The 16,346-nt window shown below is 67.2% G+C and carries 16 protein-coding genes; 10 read left to right on the top strand and 6 right to left on the bottom strand.

The window, feature by feature from the left end; genetic code table 11:
• Nucleotides 1-23 precede the first annotated feature (23 nt).
• Complete coding sequence (locus H7J93_RS08495) at nt 24-1,364, top strand: NAD(P)/FAD-dependent oxidoreductase (protein ID WP_267305821.1); 1,341 nt, start codon at nt 24-26, stop codon at nt 1,362-1,364.
• On the opposite strand, the gene H7J93_RS08490 is transcribed toward H7J93_RS08495, so the two are convergent.
• Entirely contained in the window at nt 1,357-1,833 is a 477-nt protein-coding gene (locus H7J93_RS08490) for a gamma-glutamylcyclotransferase family protein (protein ID WP_267305820.1), read from the bottom strand. The two genes, H7J93_RS08495 and H7J93_RS08490, sit on opposite strands and share 8 nt — an antisense overlap.
• A 79-nt stretch (nt 1,834-1,912) precedes the next feature.
• On the opposite strand from H7J93_RS08490, the gene H7J93_RS08485 reads away from it, so the two are divergent.
• Genes H7J93_RS08485 through H7J93_RS08475 form a run of 3 tightly spaced genes read left to right on the top strand, consistent with a single transcriptional unit; the run spans nt 1,913 to nt 5,980 of the window.
• Nucleotides 1,913-3,328 carry an NAD(P)H-quinone dehydrogenase gene (locus H7J93_RS08485; protein WP_267305819.1) on the top strand — a complete coding sequence of 472 codons (1,416 nt, stop codon included), beginning with the start codon at nt 1,913-1,915 and terminating at the stop codon, nt 3,326-3,328.
• A 55-nt stretch (nt 3,329-3,383) separates the two neighbouring features.
• Nucleotides 3,384-5,123, top strand: a complete 1,740-nt coding sequence (locus H7J93_RS08480) for a glycerol-3-phosphate dehydrogenase/oxidase (RefSeq protein WP_267305818.1) — start codon at nt 3,384-3,386, stop codon at nt 5,121-5,123.
• Nucleotides 5,124-5,143: 20 nt separating this feature from the next.
• On the top strand, nt 5,144-5,980 hold the full coding sequence (locus H7J93_RS08475) for an RluA family pseudouridine synthase (protein ID WP_267305817.1): 837 nt from the start codon (nt 5,144-5,146) through the stop codon (nt 5,978-5,980).
• Here the strand turns inward: H7J93_RS08475 and H7J93_RS08470 are convergent.
• A complete protein-coding gene (locus H7J93_RS08470; RefSeq protein ID WP_267305816.1) occupies nt 5,972-7,825 on the bottom strand; it encodes a glycoside hydrolase family 2 protein in 1,854 nt (617 codons plus the stop codon). The genes H7J93_RS08475 and H7J93_RS08470 overlap by 9 nt on opposite strands.
• Before the next feature lie 613 nt (nt 7,826-8,438).
• Between H7J93_RS08470 and H7J93_RS08465 the strand changes: the two genes are divergently transcribed.
• From H7J93_RS08465 to H7J93_RS08455, 3 genes are read left to right on the top strand one after another with little or no spacing between them, the layout of a single operon-like run.
• Nucleotides 8,439-8,726, top strand: coding sequence for an RNA-binding protein (locus H7J93_RS08465; protein WP_267305966.1), 288 nt, complete (start codon nt 8,439-8,441; stop codon nt 8,724-8,726).
• A 13-nt stretch (nt 8,727-8,739) separates the two neighbouring features.
• The gene (locus tag H7J93_RS08460) at nt 8,740-9,636 is read left to right on the top strand and encodes an NAD(P)H-binding protein (RefSeq protein ID WP_267305815.1); all 897 of its coding nucleotides are present in this window, start codon (nt 8,740-8,742) and stop codon (nt 9,634-9,636) included.
• Nucleotides 9,637-9,640: 4 nt separating this feature from the next.
• Nucleotides 9,641-10,411, top strand: a complete 771-nt coding sequence (locus tag H7J93_RS08455) for an SDR family NAD(P)-dependent oxidoreductase (protein ID WP_267305814.1) — start codon at nt 9,641-9,643, stop codon at nt 10,409-10,411.
• Here the strand turns inward: H7J93_RS08455 and H7J93_RS08450 are convergent.
• Together H7J93_RS08450 and H7J93_RS08445 are read right to left on the bottom strand one after the other, a co-directional pair.
• Nucleotides 10,380-11,165, bottom strand: a complete 786-nt coding sequence (locus H7J93_RS08450; RefSeq protein ID WP_267305813.1) for an enoyl-CoA hydratase/isomerase family protein — start codon at nt 11,163-11,165, stop codon at nt 10,380-10,382. The two genes, H7J93_RS08455 and H7J93_RS08450, sit on opposite strands and share 32 nt — an antisense overlap.
• Nucleotides 11,166-11,196: 31 nt before the next feature.
• Entirely contained in the window at nt 11,197-11,880 is a 684-nt protein-coding gene (locus H7J93_RS08445) for a TetR family transcriptional regulator (RefSeq protein WP_267305812.1), read from the bottom strand.
• 69 nt (nt 11,881-11,949) lie between these two features.
• On the opposite strand from H7J93_RS08445, the gene H7J93_RS08440 reads away from it, so the two are divergent.
• From H7J93_RS08440 to H7J93_RS08430, 3 genes are all read left to right on the top strand, one after another.
• Nucleotides 11,950-13,017, top strand: a complete 1,068-nt coding sequence (locus H7J93_RS08440; protein WP_267305811.1) for a ferredoxin reductase — start codon at nt 11,950-11,952, stop codon at nt 13,015-13,017.
• Nucleotides 13,018-13,035: 18 nt separating this feature from the next.
• A complete protein-coding gene (locus tag H7J93_RS08435; protein ID WP_276021460.1) occupies nt 13,036-14,136 on the top strand; it encodes a fatty acid desaturase family protein in 1,101 nt (366 codons plus the stop codon).
• A 133-nt stretch (nt 14,137-14,269) separates the two neighbouring features.
• Nucleotides 14,270-14,635 carry a cupin domain-containing protein gene (locus H7J93_RS08430; RefSeq protein WP_267305810.1) on the top strand — a complete coding sequence of 122 codons (366 nt, stop codon included), beginning with the start codon at nt 14,270-14,272 and terminating at the stop codon, nt 14,633-14,635.
• On the opposite strand, the gene nei2 is transcribed toward H7J93_RS08430, so the two are convergent.
• Both nei2 and H7J93_RS08420 read right to left on the bottom strand, forming a co-directional pair.
• Nucleotides 14,632-15,393: an endonuclease VIII Nei2 gene (gene nei2 / locus H7J93_RS08425; protein WP_267305809.1), complete on the bottom strand. Its 762-nt coding sequence runs from the start codon at nt 15,391-15,393 to the stop codon at nt 14,632-14,634. The two genes, H7J93_RS08430 and nei2, sit on opposite strands and share 4 nt — an antisense overlap.
• Entirely contained in the window at nt 15,386-16,339 is a 954-nt protein-coding gene (locus H7J93_RS08420; protein ID WP_267305808.1) for an NAD(P)H-dependent flavin oxidoreductase, read from the bottom strand. Before H7J93_RS08420 ends, nei2 begins: the two co-directional genes overlap by 8 nt.
• Nucleotides 16,340-16,346: the final 7 nt, after the last annotated feature.

Genomic DNA, 16,346 nt, shown 5'->3' with positions numbered 1-16,346 from the left:
GGTTGAGCTGGCATCCTGACGCCATGCCTGAGCAGACCGAGGTAGTGATCGTCGGCAGTCGCTGCGCCGGGACGGCCGCAGCCATCGCGCTTGCCCGCAGAGGGCGCAGCGTCGTCGCACTCGACAGCGCCAGCTTCCCGTCCGACACCCTGTCGACGCACCTGTTCTTCACCCACCACTGGGCGGAGCTCGAGCGGCTCGGCGCCCGCGACCGGGTGATGGCCCTCGGCGCACCGTTGCACACCCAGGCAGGTCTCGGCGCCCCCGGCGTCGAGGTCGTCGGAGCCCCCAGCGTGTACGAGGGGTTGGCCGCGGGCGGCTGCGTCCGCCGACCCGGCCTCGATATGGCCCTCGTCGAGACCGCGCGGGAGGCCGGTGCCGAGGTGCGTGAGCGTGTCCGAGTCACCGATCTGCTCCGCGATCCCTCGGGGCGGGTTTCGGGGGTGCGCTACCGGGAGCGCGACGGCTCGACGGGTGAGATCAAGGCGAAACTCGTCATCGGAGCCGACGGACGCAAATCGACTGTCGCCCGCCTTGTCGATGCGCGCACTCACCACCACTGGCCGAACCAGCGCATGATGGCCTACGCCTATCACGAGGACACGCACGAGGATCTGCGCAACCTGGCCATGCAGTGGCGTGACGACGACGACCTCGTCACCGTGTTCCCGTGTGACGGAGGGCAATTGGTGGCATTGCAGATGCCGCCGGTGCGTCGCGCCGACGAGTTCCGCGCCGACTCCGAGGCGGCGTACGAAGCGACGATCGCGCGCGTTGAGCCGTTCGCCAAACGGCTCCGCGGCTGCACGCGGGTCAGCAAGATCCTGATCTCGTACTCCCATCCGTCCTACTTCCGCCACTCACATGGGCCGGGGTGGGCGCTGGCGGGGGACTCCGGGCATTTCAAGGACCCGGTCACTGCGCAGGGCATTCGCGACGCGCTGCGGTTCGGGCGGTTGCTCGGCGAGGCCGCCGCACCGGTCCTCGACGAGCCGGCCAGACTCGACCGCGCGCTGCAGGCCTGGGAGCTCGACCGCGACGCCCAGTGCCTGCCGATGTACCAGTGGGCGAACCTGCTGGGACGCGACGATGCGGTGTCGCCGATCGAGTTCGCCGCCTACCGCTGGTTCGCGGCCAGGCCCGACGGCATGACGGAGCTCACCGACGCCTTCTGCCGAGTCGTTCCGCCGCAACAGGTCTTCTCGCCCGGCCGAGTGCTGCGCTGGGCGGCCGCCGCCGCGCGCGATCCCGGTGTCGACCGCGCCCAGCTGTGGCAGACGATCCGCCGCGATGTGCGTCGGGAGCTCGAGCGCATCGTCGAGCAGCGCATGTTCGCACGTCGGCGGGCTGCGTCGCTCAGCTAGTTCCCGGGCCGATGTTGCGGGCCGGGCGGGTGCGCAGATTGTGCACGTATTCCGGTGGTGCGCCTGCGATCTCGGCGGCATCGGCCATGACGCCGATATAGCGGGCCGACGGCAGGCCGCCCTCCCAGGCGTCGACGACGTACAGCCACGCCAGCACCGGTTCGAAGCTGGTATCCGAAGAGGTGCGATGCACGCGGCATCGGATCTTCTTGTGGATGCCGAGCTCCGAACCCTCCCAGCGGTCGAGGTTCGCCTCGTCCTCTTTGGTCATGTCGTAGAGCACGACGAACACGCTGGACGCCGGATCCTCGACGACCGTGGCGAGCGCGCCTTCCCAGCCGATGTCCTCGCCGCCGAACGTCAGCCGCCAGCCGTGCAGCCAGCCCGTTCCGGCCATCGGCGAATGGGGCGCCCGCTCCAGCATCTGCTCGGGATGCATGTTGGATCCGTAGGCGGCGTAGAGCGGCACCAGGAAACTTTAAAGCCTCCTTCACCGGCTTGGCCGACAGGCTGCGCGTTCAGCGAACCGCTTGACTAGCGTTGTGGCCGTGGCAACGCGCATCGTGATCATCGGCGGCGGCCCGGCCGGGTACGAAGCGGCGCTGGTGGCCGCGGCCCGCGGACCCGAGGTTGCCGAGGTCACCGTGGTCGACTCCGACGGAATCGGGGGCGCATGCGTGCTGTGGGACTGTGTCCCGTCCAAGACGTTCATCGCCTCGACCGGCGTTCGCACCGAACTGCGCCGCGCGTCGGGTCTCGGGTTCGACATCGCCATCGAAGACGCCAAGATCTCGCTGGATCAGATCCACAACCGCGTCAAGACGCTGGCGAAGTCCCAGTCCGCGGACATCGGCCATCAGCTGCTGCGCGAGGGCGTCACGGTGGTGCAGGGACGCGGGGAGCTGGTCGACGACATCGCCGGCATGGCCCATCACCGGGTCAGGGTCACCACCCCCGCCGGCCGTGTCGGCATCCTCAAGGCCGACGTCGTGCTGATCGCCACCGGAGCCAGCCCTCGCGTGCTGCCGAAGGCCAAGCCCGACGGCGAACGGATCCTGAACTGGCGCCAGCTCTACGACCTCACTGAACTGCCCCGGCACCTGATCATCGTCGGGTCCGGCGTCACCGGAGCCGAGTTCTGCAACGCCTACACCGAGCTCGGCGTCCCCGTCACCGTGGTCGCCAGCCGCGACCAGATCCTGCCGCACGAGGACTCCGACGCGGCCGCCGTTCTCGAGGAGGCCTTCGCAGCCCGCGGCGTGAAACTGGTCAAGAACGCCCGCGCCGACTCGGTCACACGGACCGAGGACGGCGTGCTGGTGACGATGGCCGACGGCAGAACCGTCGAGGGCAGCCACGCGCTGATGACCGTGGGTTCGGTGCCCAACACGTCGGGGCTGGGACTGGAGAAGGTCGGCATCGAGCTCGGCCCGGGCGACTATCTGAAGGTCGACCGGGTCTCGCGGACATCGGCGGCGGGGATCTATGCGGCCGGCGACTGCACGGGTCTGCTGCCGCTGGCCTCGGTCGCCGCCATGCAGGGGCGCATCGCGATGTACCACGCGCTCGGCGAGGGAGTGTCGCCGATCCGGCTGCGCACTGTCTCCGCGGCCGTGTTCACCAGGCCGGAGATCGCCGCGGTCGGGGTGCCGCAGACGGCCATCGACCGTGGTGACGTCCCGGCGCGGACGCTCATGCTGCCGCTGAACACGAACGCCAGGGCCAAGATGTCGCTGCTTCGCCTGGGTTTCGTGAAGATCTTCTGCCGCCCGGCGACCGGCGTCGTCATCGGCGGTGTCGTGGTCGCCCCGATCGCCTCGGAACTGATCCTGCCGATCGCCCTGGCGGTGCAGAACAATCTCTCGGTCACCGACCTGGCGCAGACGCTGTCGGTGTATCCGTCGCTGTCCGGGTCGATCATCGAGGCGGCCCGAAGGTTGATGGCGCACGACGATCTGGACTAAGTCCACGTAATCTGGGACCGGGCGACCGTACCGACCAGTAAGTAGGAGCCATTCAGTGAGCGACCCGATCCCCGCGAACGGGCAGACACTCCTGGGCCCCGAGCAGCGGGCAGAAGCCTGGGCTCGGCTCGGCAAAGAGCAATTCGACGTGGTGGTCGTCGGCGGCGGGGTCGTCGGTGCGGGGGCTGCGCTGGATGCGGCGACGCGCGGGCTGAAGGTGGCCCTCGTCGAGGCGCGCGACTTCGCGTCGGGAACCTCGAGTCGGTCGTCGAAGATGTTCCACGGCGGCCTGCGCTACCTCGAGCAGTTGGAGTTCGGGCTGGTGCGCGAGGCGCTGCACGAACGCGAACTGTCGCTCACCACGTTGGCCCCGCATCTCGTGAAACCGATGCCGTTCCTGTTCCCGCTGACCAACCGCTGGTGGGAACGCCCCTACGTCGCGGCGGGCATCTTCCTCTACGACCAACTCGGGGGAGCGAAATCCGTTCCGCCACAGAAACACATGACCAAATCGGGTGCGCTGCGACTGGCGCCCGGCCTGAAGCGGTCGTCGCTGATCGGCGGTATCCGCTACTACGACACCGTCGTCGACGACGCGCGCCACACCATGACCGTGGCACGCACCGCGGCGCATTACGGCGCGGTGGTGCGGACCTCCTCGCAGGTGGTCTCACTGCTGCGCGAAGGGGACCGGGTCGTCGGCGTCGAGGTGCGTGACTCCGAGGACGGTCGCCTCACCGAGGTGCGCGGCCACGTCGTCGTCAACGCCACCGGGGTATGGACCGACGAGATCCAGGCACTGTCCAAGCAGCGCGGCCGTTTCCGGGTGCGGGCATCCAAGGGCGTGCACATCGTCGTTCCGCGCGACCGCATCGTCAGCGAGGTCGCGATCATCCTGCGTACCGAGAAGTCCGTGCTGTTCGTCATTCCGTGGGGTACGCACTGGATCATCGGCACCACCGACACCGACTGGAACCTGGACCTGGCCCACCCCGCGGCCACCAAGGCGGACATCGACTACATCCTGGAGACGGTCAACAGCGTGCTCGCCACGCCGTTGACGCACGACGACATCGACGGCGTGTATGCCGGACTGCGACCGCTGCTGGCGGGGGAGAGCGAGGAGACGTCCAAGCTGTCGCGCGAACACGCGGTGGCCGTGCCTGCCCCCGGGCTGGTGGCGATTGCGGGCGGCAAGTACACGACGTATCGGGTGATGGGCGCCGATGCGATCGACGCCGCCGCCGAGTTCGTGCCTGCCCGGGTGGCGCCGTCGATCACCGAGAAGGTCCCGCTGATGGGCGCCGACGGCTACTTCGCCCTGATCAACCAGACCGAAAGCGTCGGAGCGCATTACGGACTGCACCCGTATCGCGTGCGTCATCTGCTCGACCGGTATGGATCGCTGATCGGCGAGGTGTTGCAGATGGCCGAGGGCAGGCCGGATCTGCTGGCGCCGATCACCGAGGCGCCGGTGTATCTCAAGGTGGAGGCGCGGTACGCCGCCGCCGCCGAGGGTGCGCTGCACCTGGAGGACATCCTGGCCCGCCGCATGCGGATCTCGATCGAATACCCGCACCGCGGTGTGGACTGCGCGCGCGAGGTCGCCGAAGTGGTTGCGCCCGTACTGGGTTGGAGCGACGAGGACGTCGATCGCGAGGTGTCGACGTACCTCGCGCGCGTCGAGGCCGAGGTGCGCTCGCAGCAGGAACCCGACGACGCGTCCGCAGATGCCCTGCGTGCCGCCGCGCCTGAGGCGCGTGCCGAGATCCTCGAGCCGGTGCCGCTCAATTGAGGCGCGTCCCACCGTTGCCGGTGCGTGACGGGCTCGGCCCGGCGCGTCTGCGGTTGCGGGGCGGGTCGGTCCTCGTCGAGCTGGCCGACCGGTTCGGGGAAACTGCGGCGGCGAAGGTTCGCAACGGCGAAGTCGTAACGGCCGACGGCACTGTCGTCGGCGTCGGGACGGTGCTTCCGCCCGGTGCACACGTCTACCTGTATCGCGAACTGCGCGAAGAGGTTCCGGTCCCGTTCGACATTCCGATCCTGTATCGCGACGACGACATCGTCGTGGTCGACAAACCGCACTTCCTTGCGACGATGCCCCGCGGCCGCCACGTCGCACAGACGGCGCTGGTGCGGCTGCGGCGCGAACTGGACATGCCCGCGTTGTCACCGGCGCACCGGTTGGACCGGCTGACGGCGGGCGTGCTGGTGTTCACGACGCGACGTGAGGTTCGGGGCGCCTACCAGACGATGTTCGCACGAGGACTGGTCGACAAGACGTATCTGGCGCGCGCCGCAGTCAACCCGGAGGTCCCGCTGCCGACCGTGGTGCGTAGCCGAATCGTCAAACAGCGCGGCCAGTTACAAGCCGCCGAGGTGCCGGGCGAGCCGAACGCCGAGACGCGGGTCGAACACCTGGGAGACGGCCTGTACCGGTTGACGCCGCGCACCGGACGGACCCATCAGCTGCGGGTGCACATGGCCTCACTGGGGCTGCCGATCACGGGGGACCCGTTGTACCCCAACGTGATCGATGTCGCACCCGACGACTTCTCCCGGCCGCTACAGCTGATCGCACACCGTCTCGAATTCGACGACCCGTTCACGGGCGAGCGGCGCAGTTTCGTCAGCACTCGATCGTTAGCGTGACCCCGCGGCAATGACCGCCCGATTCCGCCCCGCGACCACCGGAAGATCGAGCTTCATCACCTGCCGGTCGTAGGTCATGTATCCGTTGACCTCGTTCTCGACATCCGTTGTCTGCGTGTAGATCGCGCCCGACAAGCCGACCTCGTGCACGATTCGTTCGAGGTCGACGCTGACCTCCACATAGCGTTGGGTCAGCCGCTCCCTGGTGTCGGTCATCTCGTAGGCCATCGGCGGCCCCGGCCACCGGTTGGCCTCCTCGATCAGGCCCAGCCCGCCGTACTCCCCGTCCACCGTCACCCGGCCGTCCCGGACGAGCGGCCGGCCGGGGCCCACGTACGTGTGGTCGTCGAAGATGTCGCCCGCCCTGCTGTCGCCGCGGGACTTACAGCAGTTCGCCCCGCTGTTCGGGACCACCATGCGGGTCGGGTCCTCGGCCTTGACCGCCCGCGCGATCCTGGCCGTGTCGTACTCGCCCCAGCCCTCGTTGAACGGCACCCAGCCGACAATCGATGTGACACTGCTCAATTGGTGGACCATCTCGGAGAGTTCGTTCTCGAAATGCCGCTGCGCGTCGCGGCGCGGGGTCGGAGCCGGACCCGTCGGGATATCGAGCGATACGTCCAGTGAAGGCATGTCTTGCCAGACCAGAAGCCCGAGCTTGTCGGTCCAGTAGTACCACCGGGCCGGTTCGACTTTCGCGTGCTTGCGGACGAAGTTCATTCCGAGCGCCTTGATCTGCTCGAGGTCGAACCGCAGTGCTTCATCGGTAGGCGCGGTGTAGATCCCGTCGGGCCAGTAACCCTGGTCCAGCGGACCGTGCAGGAACGTGATCTTGCCGTTGAGCGCGATCCGGGATCGGCCCTGCGCGTCCTTCACGGTGCCGATGGTGCGCAGGCCGCCGTAGCTGGACACCTCGTCGATCACCTTGCCGGACCGGCTCACCAGCCGGGCGGTCAGGTCGTAGAGGTACGGATCGTCGGGTATCCACAGATGCGGCGACGGCACCAACAGGCGCAGTGTGGCGCCCGGTTTGCCCGATGCGCGGGCCACGACACCCCCGCCCGGCCGCGAGACGACCACCTCGGTGCGCTGATCGGTCGCACCCGAAACCCGAGGCGTCACAGTGAAACTGGTCAGATCCGGTGTCACGTCGAGTTTGTCGATGTATGCCCTGGGCACCGGCTCCAGCCACACGGTCTGCCAGATGCCCGATGCCCCGGTGTAGAACAGTCCGGCCGGGTTGTATCGCTGCTTCCCGACGGCGAATCCGCCTTTTTCGTTGCGGTCCTCGACCCGCACAACCAACTCCTGTGGCCCGGACGCCCGCAGCGCGCTGGTGACGTCGGCGCTGAACTCGGTGTAGCCACCCTCGTGACGTGCGACCTGCCGGTTGTTCACCCAGACGGTCGCGATCTGGTCGACCGCGCCGAAGTGCAGCAGCACCTGCTGGTCGTCCCAGTCATCGGGGACCTCAAACACCTTGCGGTACCACATTTGATCGTCGTGGCGGCCGATCCCGGACAGCGCCGACTCCGTCGGGAAAGGCACCAGGATCTGGTCGCGGTATTCGCGTTCCGCGGGTGGTGCGGTCTTTCCGGCCGAGGCGGGACGGCCGGTGTAGCCCCATAGTCCGTTGAGGTTCAACCACTTCGCCCGCGCCAGCTGTGGGCGCGGATATTCCGGCAGCGCGTTGTTCGGCCCCACGAACGGAGTCCACCTGGTCGACAACGGCGGTTTCTTCGGTTGCCACACGTCCGCCGCATGGGCCGGCGCATTCACGATTGCGACGCTGCCCAGTAGTGCCAGCCCCATGGCGACCGCGGTGCGGGCGAGCCGAACCGACATCGACCCGGTTGATCGGTCACCACGCATAGTGCGCGGAGGGGGGAGCGACCCGCATGCGAGTGCGACGGGCGATATGAGCAGGCATGAGCATTCCCGGATTGCGAAACAGATGGGCCGACCTGGCGGCGCCACACCCCTGAGGTCCCCGGCACGCCGTTGCGTCGCAGCAAACATACCGGGAAGTCGTTGCCGACGGAAGTAGGTGAGCCTGGCAATTTGGCCAGAATCACCGGTGGCTCCGGTTGGCGAAACAGGTGAGCAAACGGGGTATCGGCCTGGCTCAGAACGCGGATTAGAGCAGAAAGACCATTCTTTTCGATCGCAGCTATGCGTGGTCGAGCTGGACGATCGATCCTCCTGCAATCACGTCATCCACAATGCGAAAAGGTGGATTGTGTCGGCATGATCCCGCTGCGGCTTCCCGACCTGCGGCTTCGAGTTTGTCGACACAGCAAAGTATCTTCGCGTGCTGGAGAAACGCCGTGTCGTTACCGACACACGGGGCGTGAGAACTGGGACAATCGCATCCCGTCCTATCGACGGCGGCCACGCGAAGGAGCGAAACGTGCTCGAGATATGGCAGCGAAAAATATGGCTGTGTGCCGCGGCAGTGATGTTCGCCGGTGGATTGGTGAACGTGACAACCCCGACCGCCGACGCCACGGTGTGCGGATCCGTCGGCGGCAGGTTCGTTGACGTGTCCGGGTGCAGCGACCCGTTCTCCTATCTCAACCAGGCTCTGGCGCCACCGCCACCGCCTCCGCCGCCGCCACCGCCGCCTGGTGCGCCGCCGCCACCCCCGCCCCCTCCACCGCCGCCGGCCTACGTCCCACCGCCGGCGCCGAACGTCAACGTGTGCGCCAGCGTCGGCCGGCGCATCAGCGTTAGCGGCTGCATCTAGCGTGAAGTAGCCCGTGTACCTGATCACCGGCGCCGGTGGCGGGGTCGGCAGCGTCAGCCGCACTGTCGTCGACCTGCTGCTCGGCGCCGGAGAGCAGGTGCGGGCCATGGTGCGTCGCGATGACCAACGGGCGCAATATCTTCGGGACCTGGGCGCCGACGTCGTCGTCGGTGATCTGACGCACGCGGCGGACATCGCGGATGCGCTGGTAGGTGTCCGCCGCATGTTCTTCAACATGAGCGTCTCGGCGGACTACCTGCTGGCCACCGCCGAGGTGTGCGCGACGGCGCTGGAGCGCGGCCACCTCGATGCCCTGGTGAACATGTCGCAGATGACGGTGTCGCAGATGACCCTGACCAGTACCGGCGAGTCGAAGCATCAGCGTTTGCACTGGCTCGCCGAACATGTGCTCAACTGGTCGGAACTGCCCGTGATCCACGTCCGCCCAGCGGTTTTCCTGGACAATCCGCTGTTCACAATGCTCGGCGCGAAAACTGTGAGGGACCGCGGTGTGCTGGCGTTGCCGTTCGGGGCGGGCCGCACATCGCCCATCGCCGCCGCCGATGTCGCCGCCGCCGTGGCGGCGATCCTTCGCGATCCCACCGACCACGTCGGCGCGGTCTACGAACTGACCGGCCCACAGGTGCTCGACATCGACGGGCTCGCCGCGCAGTTCGCCGAAGCGCTCGGGCGACCCATCGCCGGTGAGAACCTCCCGACCGATGACGAGCGCCGGCTCCTCGAGTCATTCGACGTGCCCGAGCACGTACGACAGCACATCGCCGCGATGGCGCGGTTGCATCGGGAGGATCGCTATAACCGGTCCACCGACGACGTCGAGCGCCTCATCGGCCGACCCGCGCAAACCGTCGCACAGTACGTGGCCGCTCATCGCGATCTGTTTGACTGATCGCGTGGACCGCACAACATTCGACCGTCTCTTCGATATGACCGACCGCACCGTGATCGTCACGGGCGGCACCCGCGGCATCGGGCTTTCGCTCGCCGAGGGTTTCGTTTTGGCCGGGGCACGCGTCGTCGTCGCCAGCCGCAAGCCCGACGCCTGCGAGCAGGCCGCCAAGCATCTTCGTGAACTCGGTGGGCAGGCCATCGGCGTCCCGACCCATCTCGGCGACCTCGACGCGCTCGACGCGCTGGTCGACAAGACGGTCGAGGAGTTCGGCGGCATCGACGTCGTGGTGAACAACGCGGCCAATGCGCTGACGCAGCCCGTCGGCGAGATGACCGCAGAAGCCCTGAGCAAGTCTTATGAGGTCAACGTCAGGGGTCCGGTGTTCCTGGTGCAGTCGGCGCTGCCGCATCTGAAGGCCAGTTCACACGCCGCGGTGATCAACATGATCTCGGTCGGGGCGTTCAACTTCGCGCCGGGCACGGCGATCTACTCGTCGAACAAGGCGGCCCTGATGTCCTTCACCCGCTCGATGGCGGCCGAGTACGCATCGTTCGGGATCCGGGTGAACGCCATCGCGCCCGGCCCCGTCGACACCGACATGATGCGCAACAACCCGCAGGAGGCCATCGACCGTATGTCGGTGAGCATGCTCATGAAACGTCTGGCCCAGCCGGACGAGATGGTGGGCGCGGCACTGCTTCTGGCCTCCGACGCCGGAAGCTATATGACCGGGACGGTGATCATCGCTGACGGTGGCGGAACGCCTCGGTAGCCTCGGCCATCACTCCGCCCGTCGACGCGAGGATCTGGCTGCGGTTCTCGAGATGCAACGCCGCCTCCAGGCTCGACGCCTCGAGGTTGGCCCACAGCACCTGCTTGGTCGACTCCACGCCGAACTTGCCGTAACCGCATAGGGTTTCGGCGATCGTGATCGCCTCGTCGACCACGGTTGTGTCGGGGCATATGCGCGACACCATGCCGATGCGGAGCGCCTCGTCGGCCTCGACCACGCGGGCAGTCAGGATCAGGTCGAAGGCCGGCCCCGCCCCGACGATGCGGGGCAGCGTGTAGCTGACGCCGATGTCGCAGCCGCCGAGGCCGAGCTTGATGAACTGGGTGCAGAACCGCGCGGATTCCGATGCGATGCGGATATCGCAGGCCAGCGCGATCCCCATGCCGCCGCCGTACGCGGGTCCGTTGACCGCGGCGATCACCGGCTGCCGGAGGCGATGGATCCGGGCGGTGAGGTCGGCGATTCGTTCCTGCCATCGCATTCCCGAGCGCGGGAACTCGGTTCCGCCACCGGCTTTGTTCGGGTTCGGATCGGTCAGGTCCAGACCCGAGCAGAACCCGCGTCCGGCGCCGGTGAGGACGACGACCCGGCAGTCGTTGTTGTCGCGAATCCCGTCGAGGGTGGCGTGCAGGTTCTCGACCAAGTCATAGGAGAGTGCGTTGAGCTTCTCCGGCCGGTTCAGTGTCAGGACGGCGATGTCGGGCCGGGGGTACGTCAATTCGAGATGAGGCATGGGCGACACGTTAGCCCGGTACCGGTCGGCGTCAGACGGTGCTACGCCAGCCCGCGACGCCCACGACGATCATCCGCAGCTGCTTGACCGCGATGCGCCTGATCTCGTCGAGCGCGGCCGAGTCGTTGGCGTCCTCGATGGATTCTGCGATCGAGATCATCGCGTTGACGATCAGGCTGGCCAGGATGTTCAGATCCTCGCCGCTCCAGGTGTTGAGCCCGGGAAAGCGGGCCAGGTCGATCGCCAGCTCCGACGTGATGAGCCGGATCTCGGTGCGGATGGCGTACCGCAGCACGCTCACGCCGCTGGAGCGCTCCCGGCCGATGAAGCGCCAGTGCTCCCGGCGTTCGTTGACGCCCTCGATCAGGATGTCCACCGACGACTCGATGACCCGGTTCGGATCCAGCCTGCCCGCCCGCGCTCCGCGCAGCATGTCGCGAAGCGCGCGGAACGATTCGTCGATGAGGACCAGGCCCAGCGCTTCCATCGAGTCGAAATGGCGGTAGAACGCCGCAGGCACGATGCCCGCCTCACGGGTGACCTCACGCAGCGACAGGGCGGCGAAGCTGCGGTCCTCCAGTAGGCGCAGGGCCGCGGCGACGATCGCCCGCCTGGTGGCCTCCTTGCGTTCCTCTCGGGAGAGGGTGTCGCGGGACCGGGACTTGCTTGACCTGCTCGAACGGCTCGTTCGTGAACTGGGCGTACGATTGTTCACTTTGTGAAACCTACCACAACCTGGGTAAATCTGTTGACGCCGATCTAGTAGGCGTCGCACGGTGTACACATGTTCACCCAAACTTTGACACGAGGATGGCGGGGAAAGGTCCTGCGGTCGCCGCTGGTCGACCTACTCACCGGCCCGCACGGCGTCGACCGGTACACCGAGCTAGTCGAACCGACATGGACCGAGCGCGACCCTCGCGCGAAGGTGATCGCCGTGCGCAGGCAGACCCCGCGCAGCGTCACCCTCACCCTCGAGCCGAATCAGGCGTTCACCGGTTTTTCGGCCGGACAGCACATCAACCTCACCGTCGAGATCGACGGCCGCCGTCGCACTCGGTCATATTCGCCGGCCAGTGCCGAGGGGTCCCCGTACATCGAGCTGACCATCGGCCACCACGACGGCGGCCTGGTTTCGACGTACCTCAATCGCCACGCCCGGCCGGGCATGGTGGTCGGCCTCGATTCGGTCGGCGGTGACTTCGTCATGCCCGCCGTTCGGTCGCGCCGCATCCTGTTCATCTCAGGCGGCAGCGGCATCACGCCCGTGATGTCGATGCTGCGTACCCTCCGGGCGGAGGGCGCCGACCGCGAGATCACGTTCATCCACTACGCACGCACCCGCGAGGAGGCCTGCTACGCCGACGAGCTGTCGGCGATGGCGGGTGTGCGGGTGCTGCACGGCTACACCCGCGGCGGCGGTGGCGACCTCACCGGACATTTCGACGCCGAACACCTTAGGGTCGTAGACCCCGGACCTGACACGGACACCTACGTGTGCGGGCCGCCGGCGCTCGTCGACGCGGTGCGTGCCCACCTTCCCGGCGCGAAGTCGGAAAGCTTCGTCCCTCCGGTCTTCACCGTCCCGGCCGAATCCTCCGGCGGCCGAGTGGCATTCACCGACACGGCCGTCGACATCGTCGACGACGGCAGACCCCTGCTGGAGCAGGCCGAGGCCGCAGGCCTGAACCCGGAGAGCGGATGCCGAATGGGCATCTGCCACAGCTGCACCCGCCGCAAGACCCGCGGTGCGGTGCGCAACCTGATCACCGGCGCGGTGTCGACGACCGACGAGGAGGACGTGCAGATCTGCGTGTCCGTTCCCGTCGGCGACGTCGACCTGGCGCTCTAACACGAAGGAGTCATCGAGATGACCACTGCTGTCGGCACACAACCGCAGACCATCAGCAAGACCGTCGCGGGCAAGACCGTGACGATGACCCCCGAGCAGGCGGACGCGTTCGGCCGTGAACTCGACGCGCTCAAGGAGCGGGTCATCGCCGATCTCGGCGAGCGCGACACCACCTACATCCGTCGAATTGTCAAGGCGCAGCGCGGTTTAGAGGTTGCCGGCCGGGCGCTGCTGTTCGGCGGCATCTTCCCGCCGTTCTGGCTCGCGGGCACCGCGATGCTGGGGTTGTCGAAGATCCTCGACAACATGGAGATCGGCCACAACGTCATGCACGGCCAGTACGACTGGACGGGTGATCCTGCGCTGTCGAGCAAGAACTTTGAGTGGGACACCGCGTGCCCGGCCGACCAGTGGCGGCACTCGCACAACTTCATGCACCACACGTACACGAACATCGTGGGCATGGACCGCGACGTGGGCTACGGCATTCTGCGGATGAGCGAAGACCAGAAGTGGCGTCCGTACTTCCTCGGCAATCCGGTGTATGCGTTCCTGCTGATGGTGCTGTTCCAATACGGCGTCGCGCTGCACGAACTGGAAACCGAGCGGATCACCGCCGGGGAGATCTCGATCGCGGACAAGCGCGAGATCCTGGAAGGCATCTGGCGTAAGACCAAGCGGCAGACGCTCAAGGACTATGTGGCTTTCCCGCTACTGGCCGGCCCCTTTGCGCCGTGGGTGTTCGCGGGCAACATGACCGCCAACCTGATGCGCAACGTCTGGTCGTACATGATCATCTTCTGCGGCCACTTCCCGGAGGACGTCCAGGAGTTCTCGGTCGAGGAGACCAAGGCCGAGACGCGCGGCCAGTGGTACTTCCGCCAGATCCTCGGGTCGGCGAACCTGACCGGCGGCAGACTCTTTCACATCCTGAGCGGAAATCTGTCATTCCAGATCGAGCACCATCTGTTCCCCGACATCCCGGCACATCGCCATGCCGAGATCGCGCCGGAGGTGCAGGATATCTGCCGCCGCTACGGCATCCCGTACAACAAGGGCCCGCTGCTGCACCAGTTCGGCACGGTGGTGCGCAAGATCGTCAAGCTGGCGCTTCCCTAACGCTCAAGCTCGCCGAGAGTACGGTTGTTGCACGAAAATTGGGCGAAATCCGTCAACAACCGTACTCTCGGCGAAGGGCTCGCCCTGAGTTTTACTCTGGTCGGCGCGCGGCGCGCGTGATATCAATCGCCGAATGGTCGACTACCACCCCGCCATGCAGAAGGCCCGCTTCGCCGATATCGAAAGCGACGTCCACGGTCTGATCTCCAAACGCACCGCCGTGCTCAACGGGGTGTCGGTGACACAGGTGACCTTCGACACCGGCGCCCGATGGTCCAGCGACCTGAAGGAGTACGCGGGCACCGAACTGTGCGAGCTTCCACACGTCGCGGTCGTCACGAGTGGTGCACTGGCGGTGCGGATGGCCGACGGCTCGGAAGAGGTGTTCTCGGCCGGGGACGTGATGCTGCTACCGCCCGGACACGATGCCTGGACCGTGGGCGAGCAGGCGTGCACGTTCGTCGAGTTCTCCCGCGGCAACGACTACTACGACGGCTAGGTCTGACAGTTCGGGCACCAGAAGCTGATGCGTTCGCCGGTGTTGTCCGACTTGATCGGCGTACCGCAGCGGCGGCACGGTTCACCGGCGCGGCCGTAGACCCATACCTGCTGCCCGCGTCGGGTGTCGCCGGTGGTGGTGCGGTTGGTTCGTGATCTGTTGAGCCACAACATGTCGCGTGCTCGCTGAACCAAGCGCAGCGGATCGCGGACGTCCCTGACCGGCGCTGTCGGCAGGTGGCCGAAGACGAAACACAACTCATTCGCATACACGTTGCCGACACCAGCGAGTACGCGTTGGTCGAGCAGCGTCTCGGCGAGCGGCCGGTCGGCGTCGGCGGTGAGGTTGGCCGCTGCGGTGCGCGGCTCCCAGTCCGCCCCCAACAGGTCTGGACCGAGGTGTGCGACGACGTCCATGTCGTCGGCGCGCGGCAGGACCTCCAGCACGCCGAGGTCGATACCCGCCGCCTGAACATCGGCTGTTTCCAGGACGATTCGAATGCGGTGCCCTGCGCGGCTGGGCCTGTTGACCGGGTTGACCTTCCAGCTGCCGTCCATCTTCAGGTGGGAGTGGATGCTGGCCTCCCCGACGCGGATGAAGAGGTGCTTACCGCGGCTGAGCACCTCGTCGACGACCTGTCCTGACAAATCGACCGTCGCGTACTTAGGGACGCGAATATCGCAGCGTGTCAGCGTCTTTCCTTCCAGCGCCTCACGTAGTCGGGCCGCGGTGTGCCAGACGGTGTCGCCTTCAGGCATGTTTACCCGCGACGGCGAGCGCCCGCTCCGCCTGCTCCGCGATCCGGGCGACCAGGATGCTCGCGCTTTCCGGTTCGCCGATCAGGTCGACGGCTTCACCCGCCCAGATCGGCACATAGTCATAATCGCGTCGTTCGACCGCGGCGCGGTACTCCTGCCGCACCGCATCGTCGAGCTCGTCGACGCGGTCCTGCCACTCATCGATGAACCGGTTGCGCAGCGTTCGCGCCGGATATTGCGCCGGCCAATCCGCGTCGGCAGCGACGTCGACGGCCCTGCCGCGAGTGGTGTCACTGGCTTCCGCCGCCAGGATCGCCTTGACCTCGTCGGCGTCCAGAAGCGCTTCGGGGGTGGCTTCGAAGCGGGTTCCGAGCATCGCGCCCGCGGCGCCGAGCACCAGCGCCGCAGCGAGACCGCGACCGTCGGCGATACCGCCCGCCGCCAGAACCGGCGTCGCGCCCGCGATGTCGACGACCGCAGGCACGAACGGCAACGTGGCGCGGCCACCACCGTGGCCGCCGGCCTCCATGCCTTGTGCCACAACCACGTCCGCCCCGACGTCCAGCGCGCGCTTGGCCTCGTCCAGCGAGCAGACCTGCGCCATCAGCGGAATGCCCGCCGCCGAGATCGATTCGGCGAACGGTTCCGGGTCACCAAACGACAGCATGATCGCCGACGGAGACTGCTCGATCGCCGCTTCGAGCACTTGGGGGGTCACACCCCAGGTCAGGAATCCGATGCCCCACGGCTTATTGGTGGCTGCCTTCGCGATGCTGCATTCACGGTCGAGCCATCGCTCGTTGCCGCTCCCGGCTCCGATCAGCCCGAGACCGCCGCCCTCGGACACGGCGGCGGCCAGCGCCCCACCCGCGACGCCTCCCATCGGTGCCAGTACGACCGGATGCTCGATCCCGAACATCGCCGTCAGAGCTGTGCGCAGAGGCATACCTCGA

Source organism: Mycobacterium barrassiae (genome assembly GCF_025822765.1).
Classification (GTDB): Bacteria; Actinomycetota; Actinomycetes; order Mycobacteriales; family Mycobacteriaceae; genus Mycobacterium; species Mycobacterium barrassiae.
Note: the sequence above shows the minus strand (reverse complement) of the source record. Positions and strands in the feature narration are given on the sequence as shown.

Excerpts from the sequence above, each read along its gene's own strand:
- H7J93_RS08450 (WP_267305813.1), bottom strand. The coding sequence starts at position 11,165 with ATGCCTCATCTCGAATTGACGTACCCCCGGCCCGACATCGCCGTCCTG.
- H7J93_RS08435 (WP_276021460.1), top strand. The coding sequence starts at position 13,036 with ATGACCACTGCTGTCGGCACACAACCGCAGACCATCAGCAAGACCGTC.
- H7J93_RS08465 (WP_267305966.1), top strand. The coding sequence starts at position 8,439 with ATGTTCGCCGGTGGATTGGTGAACGTGACAACCCCGACCGCCGACGCC.
- H7J93_RS08470 (WP_267305816.1), bottom strand. The coding sequence starts at position 7,825 with ATGTCGGTTCGGCTCGCCCGCACCGCGGTCGCCATGGGGCTGGCACTA.
- H7J93_RS08440 (WP_267305811.1), top strand. The coding sequence starts at position 11,950 with ATGTTCACCCAAACTTTGACACGAGGATGGCGGGGAAAGGTCCTGCGG.
- H7J93_RS08495 (WP_267305821.1), top strand. The coding sequence starts at position 24 with ATGCCTGAGCAGACCGAGGTAGTGATCGTCGGCAGTCGCTGCGCCGGG.
- H7J93_RS08420 (WP_267305808.1), bottom strand. The coding sequence starts at position 16,339 with ATGCCTCTGCGCACAGCTCTGACGGCGATGTTCGGGATCGAGCATCCG.
- nei2 (WP_267305809.1), bottom strand. The coding sequence starts at position 15,393 with ATGCCTGAAGGCGACACCGTCTGGCACACCGCGGCCCGACTACGTGAG.
- H7J93_RS08430 (WP_267305810.1), top strand. The coding sequence starts at position 14,270 with ATGGTCGACTACCACCCCGCCATGCAGAAGGCCCGCTTCGCCGATATC.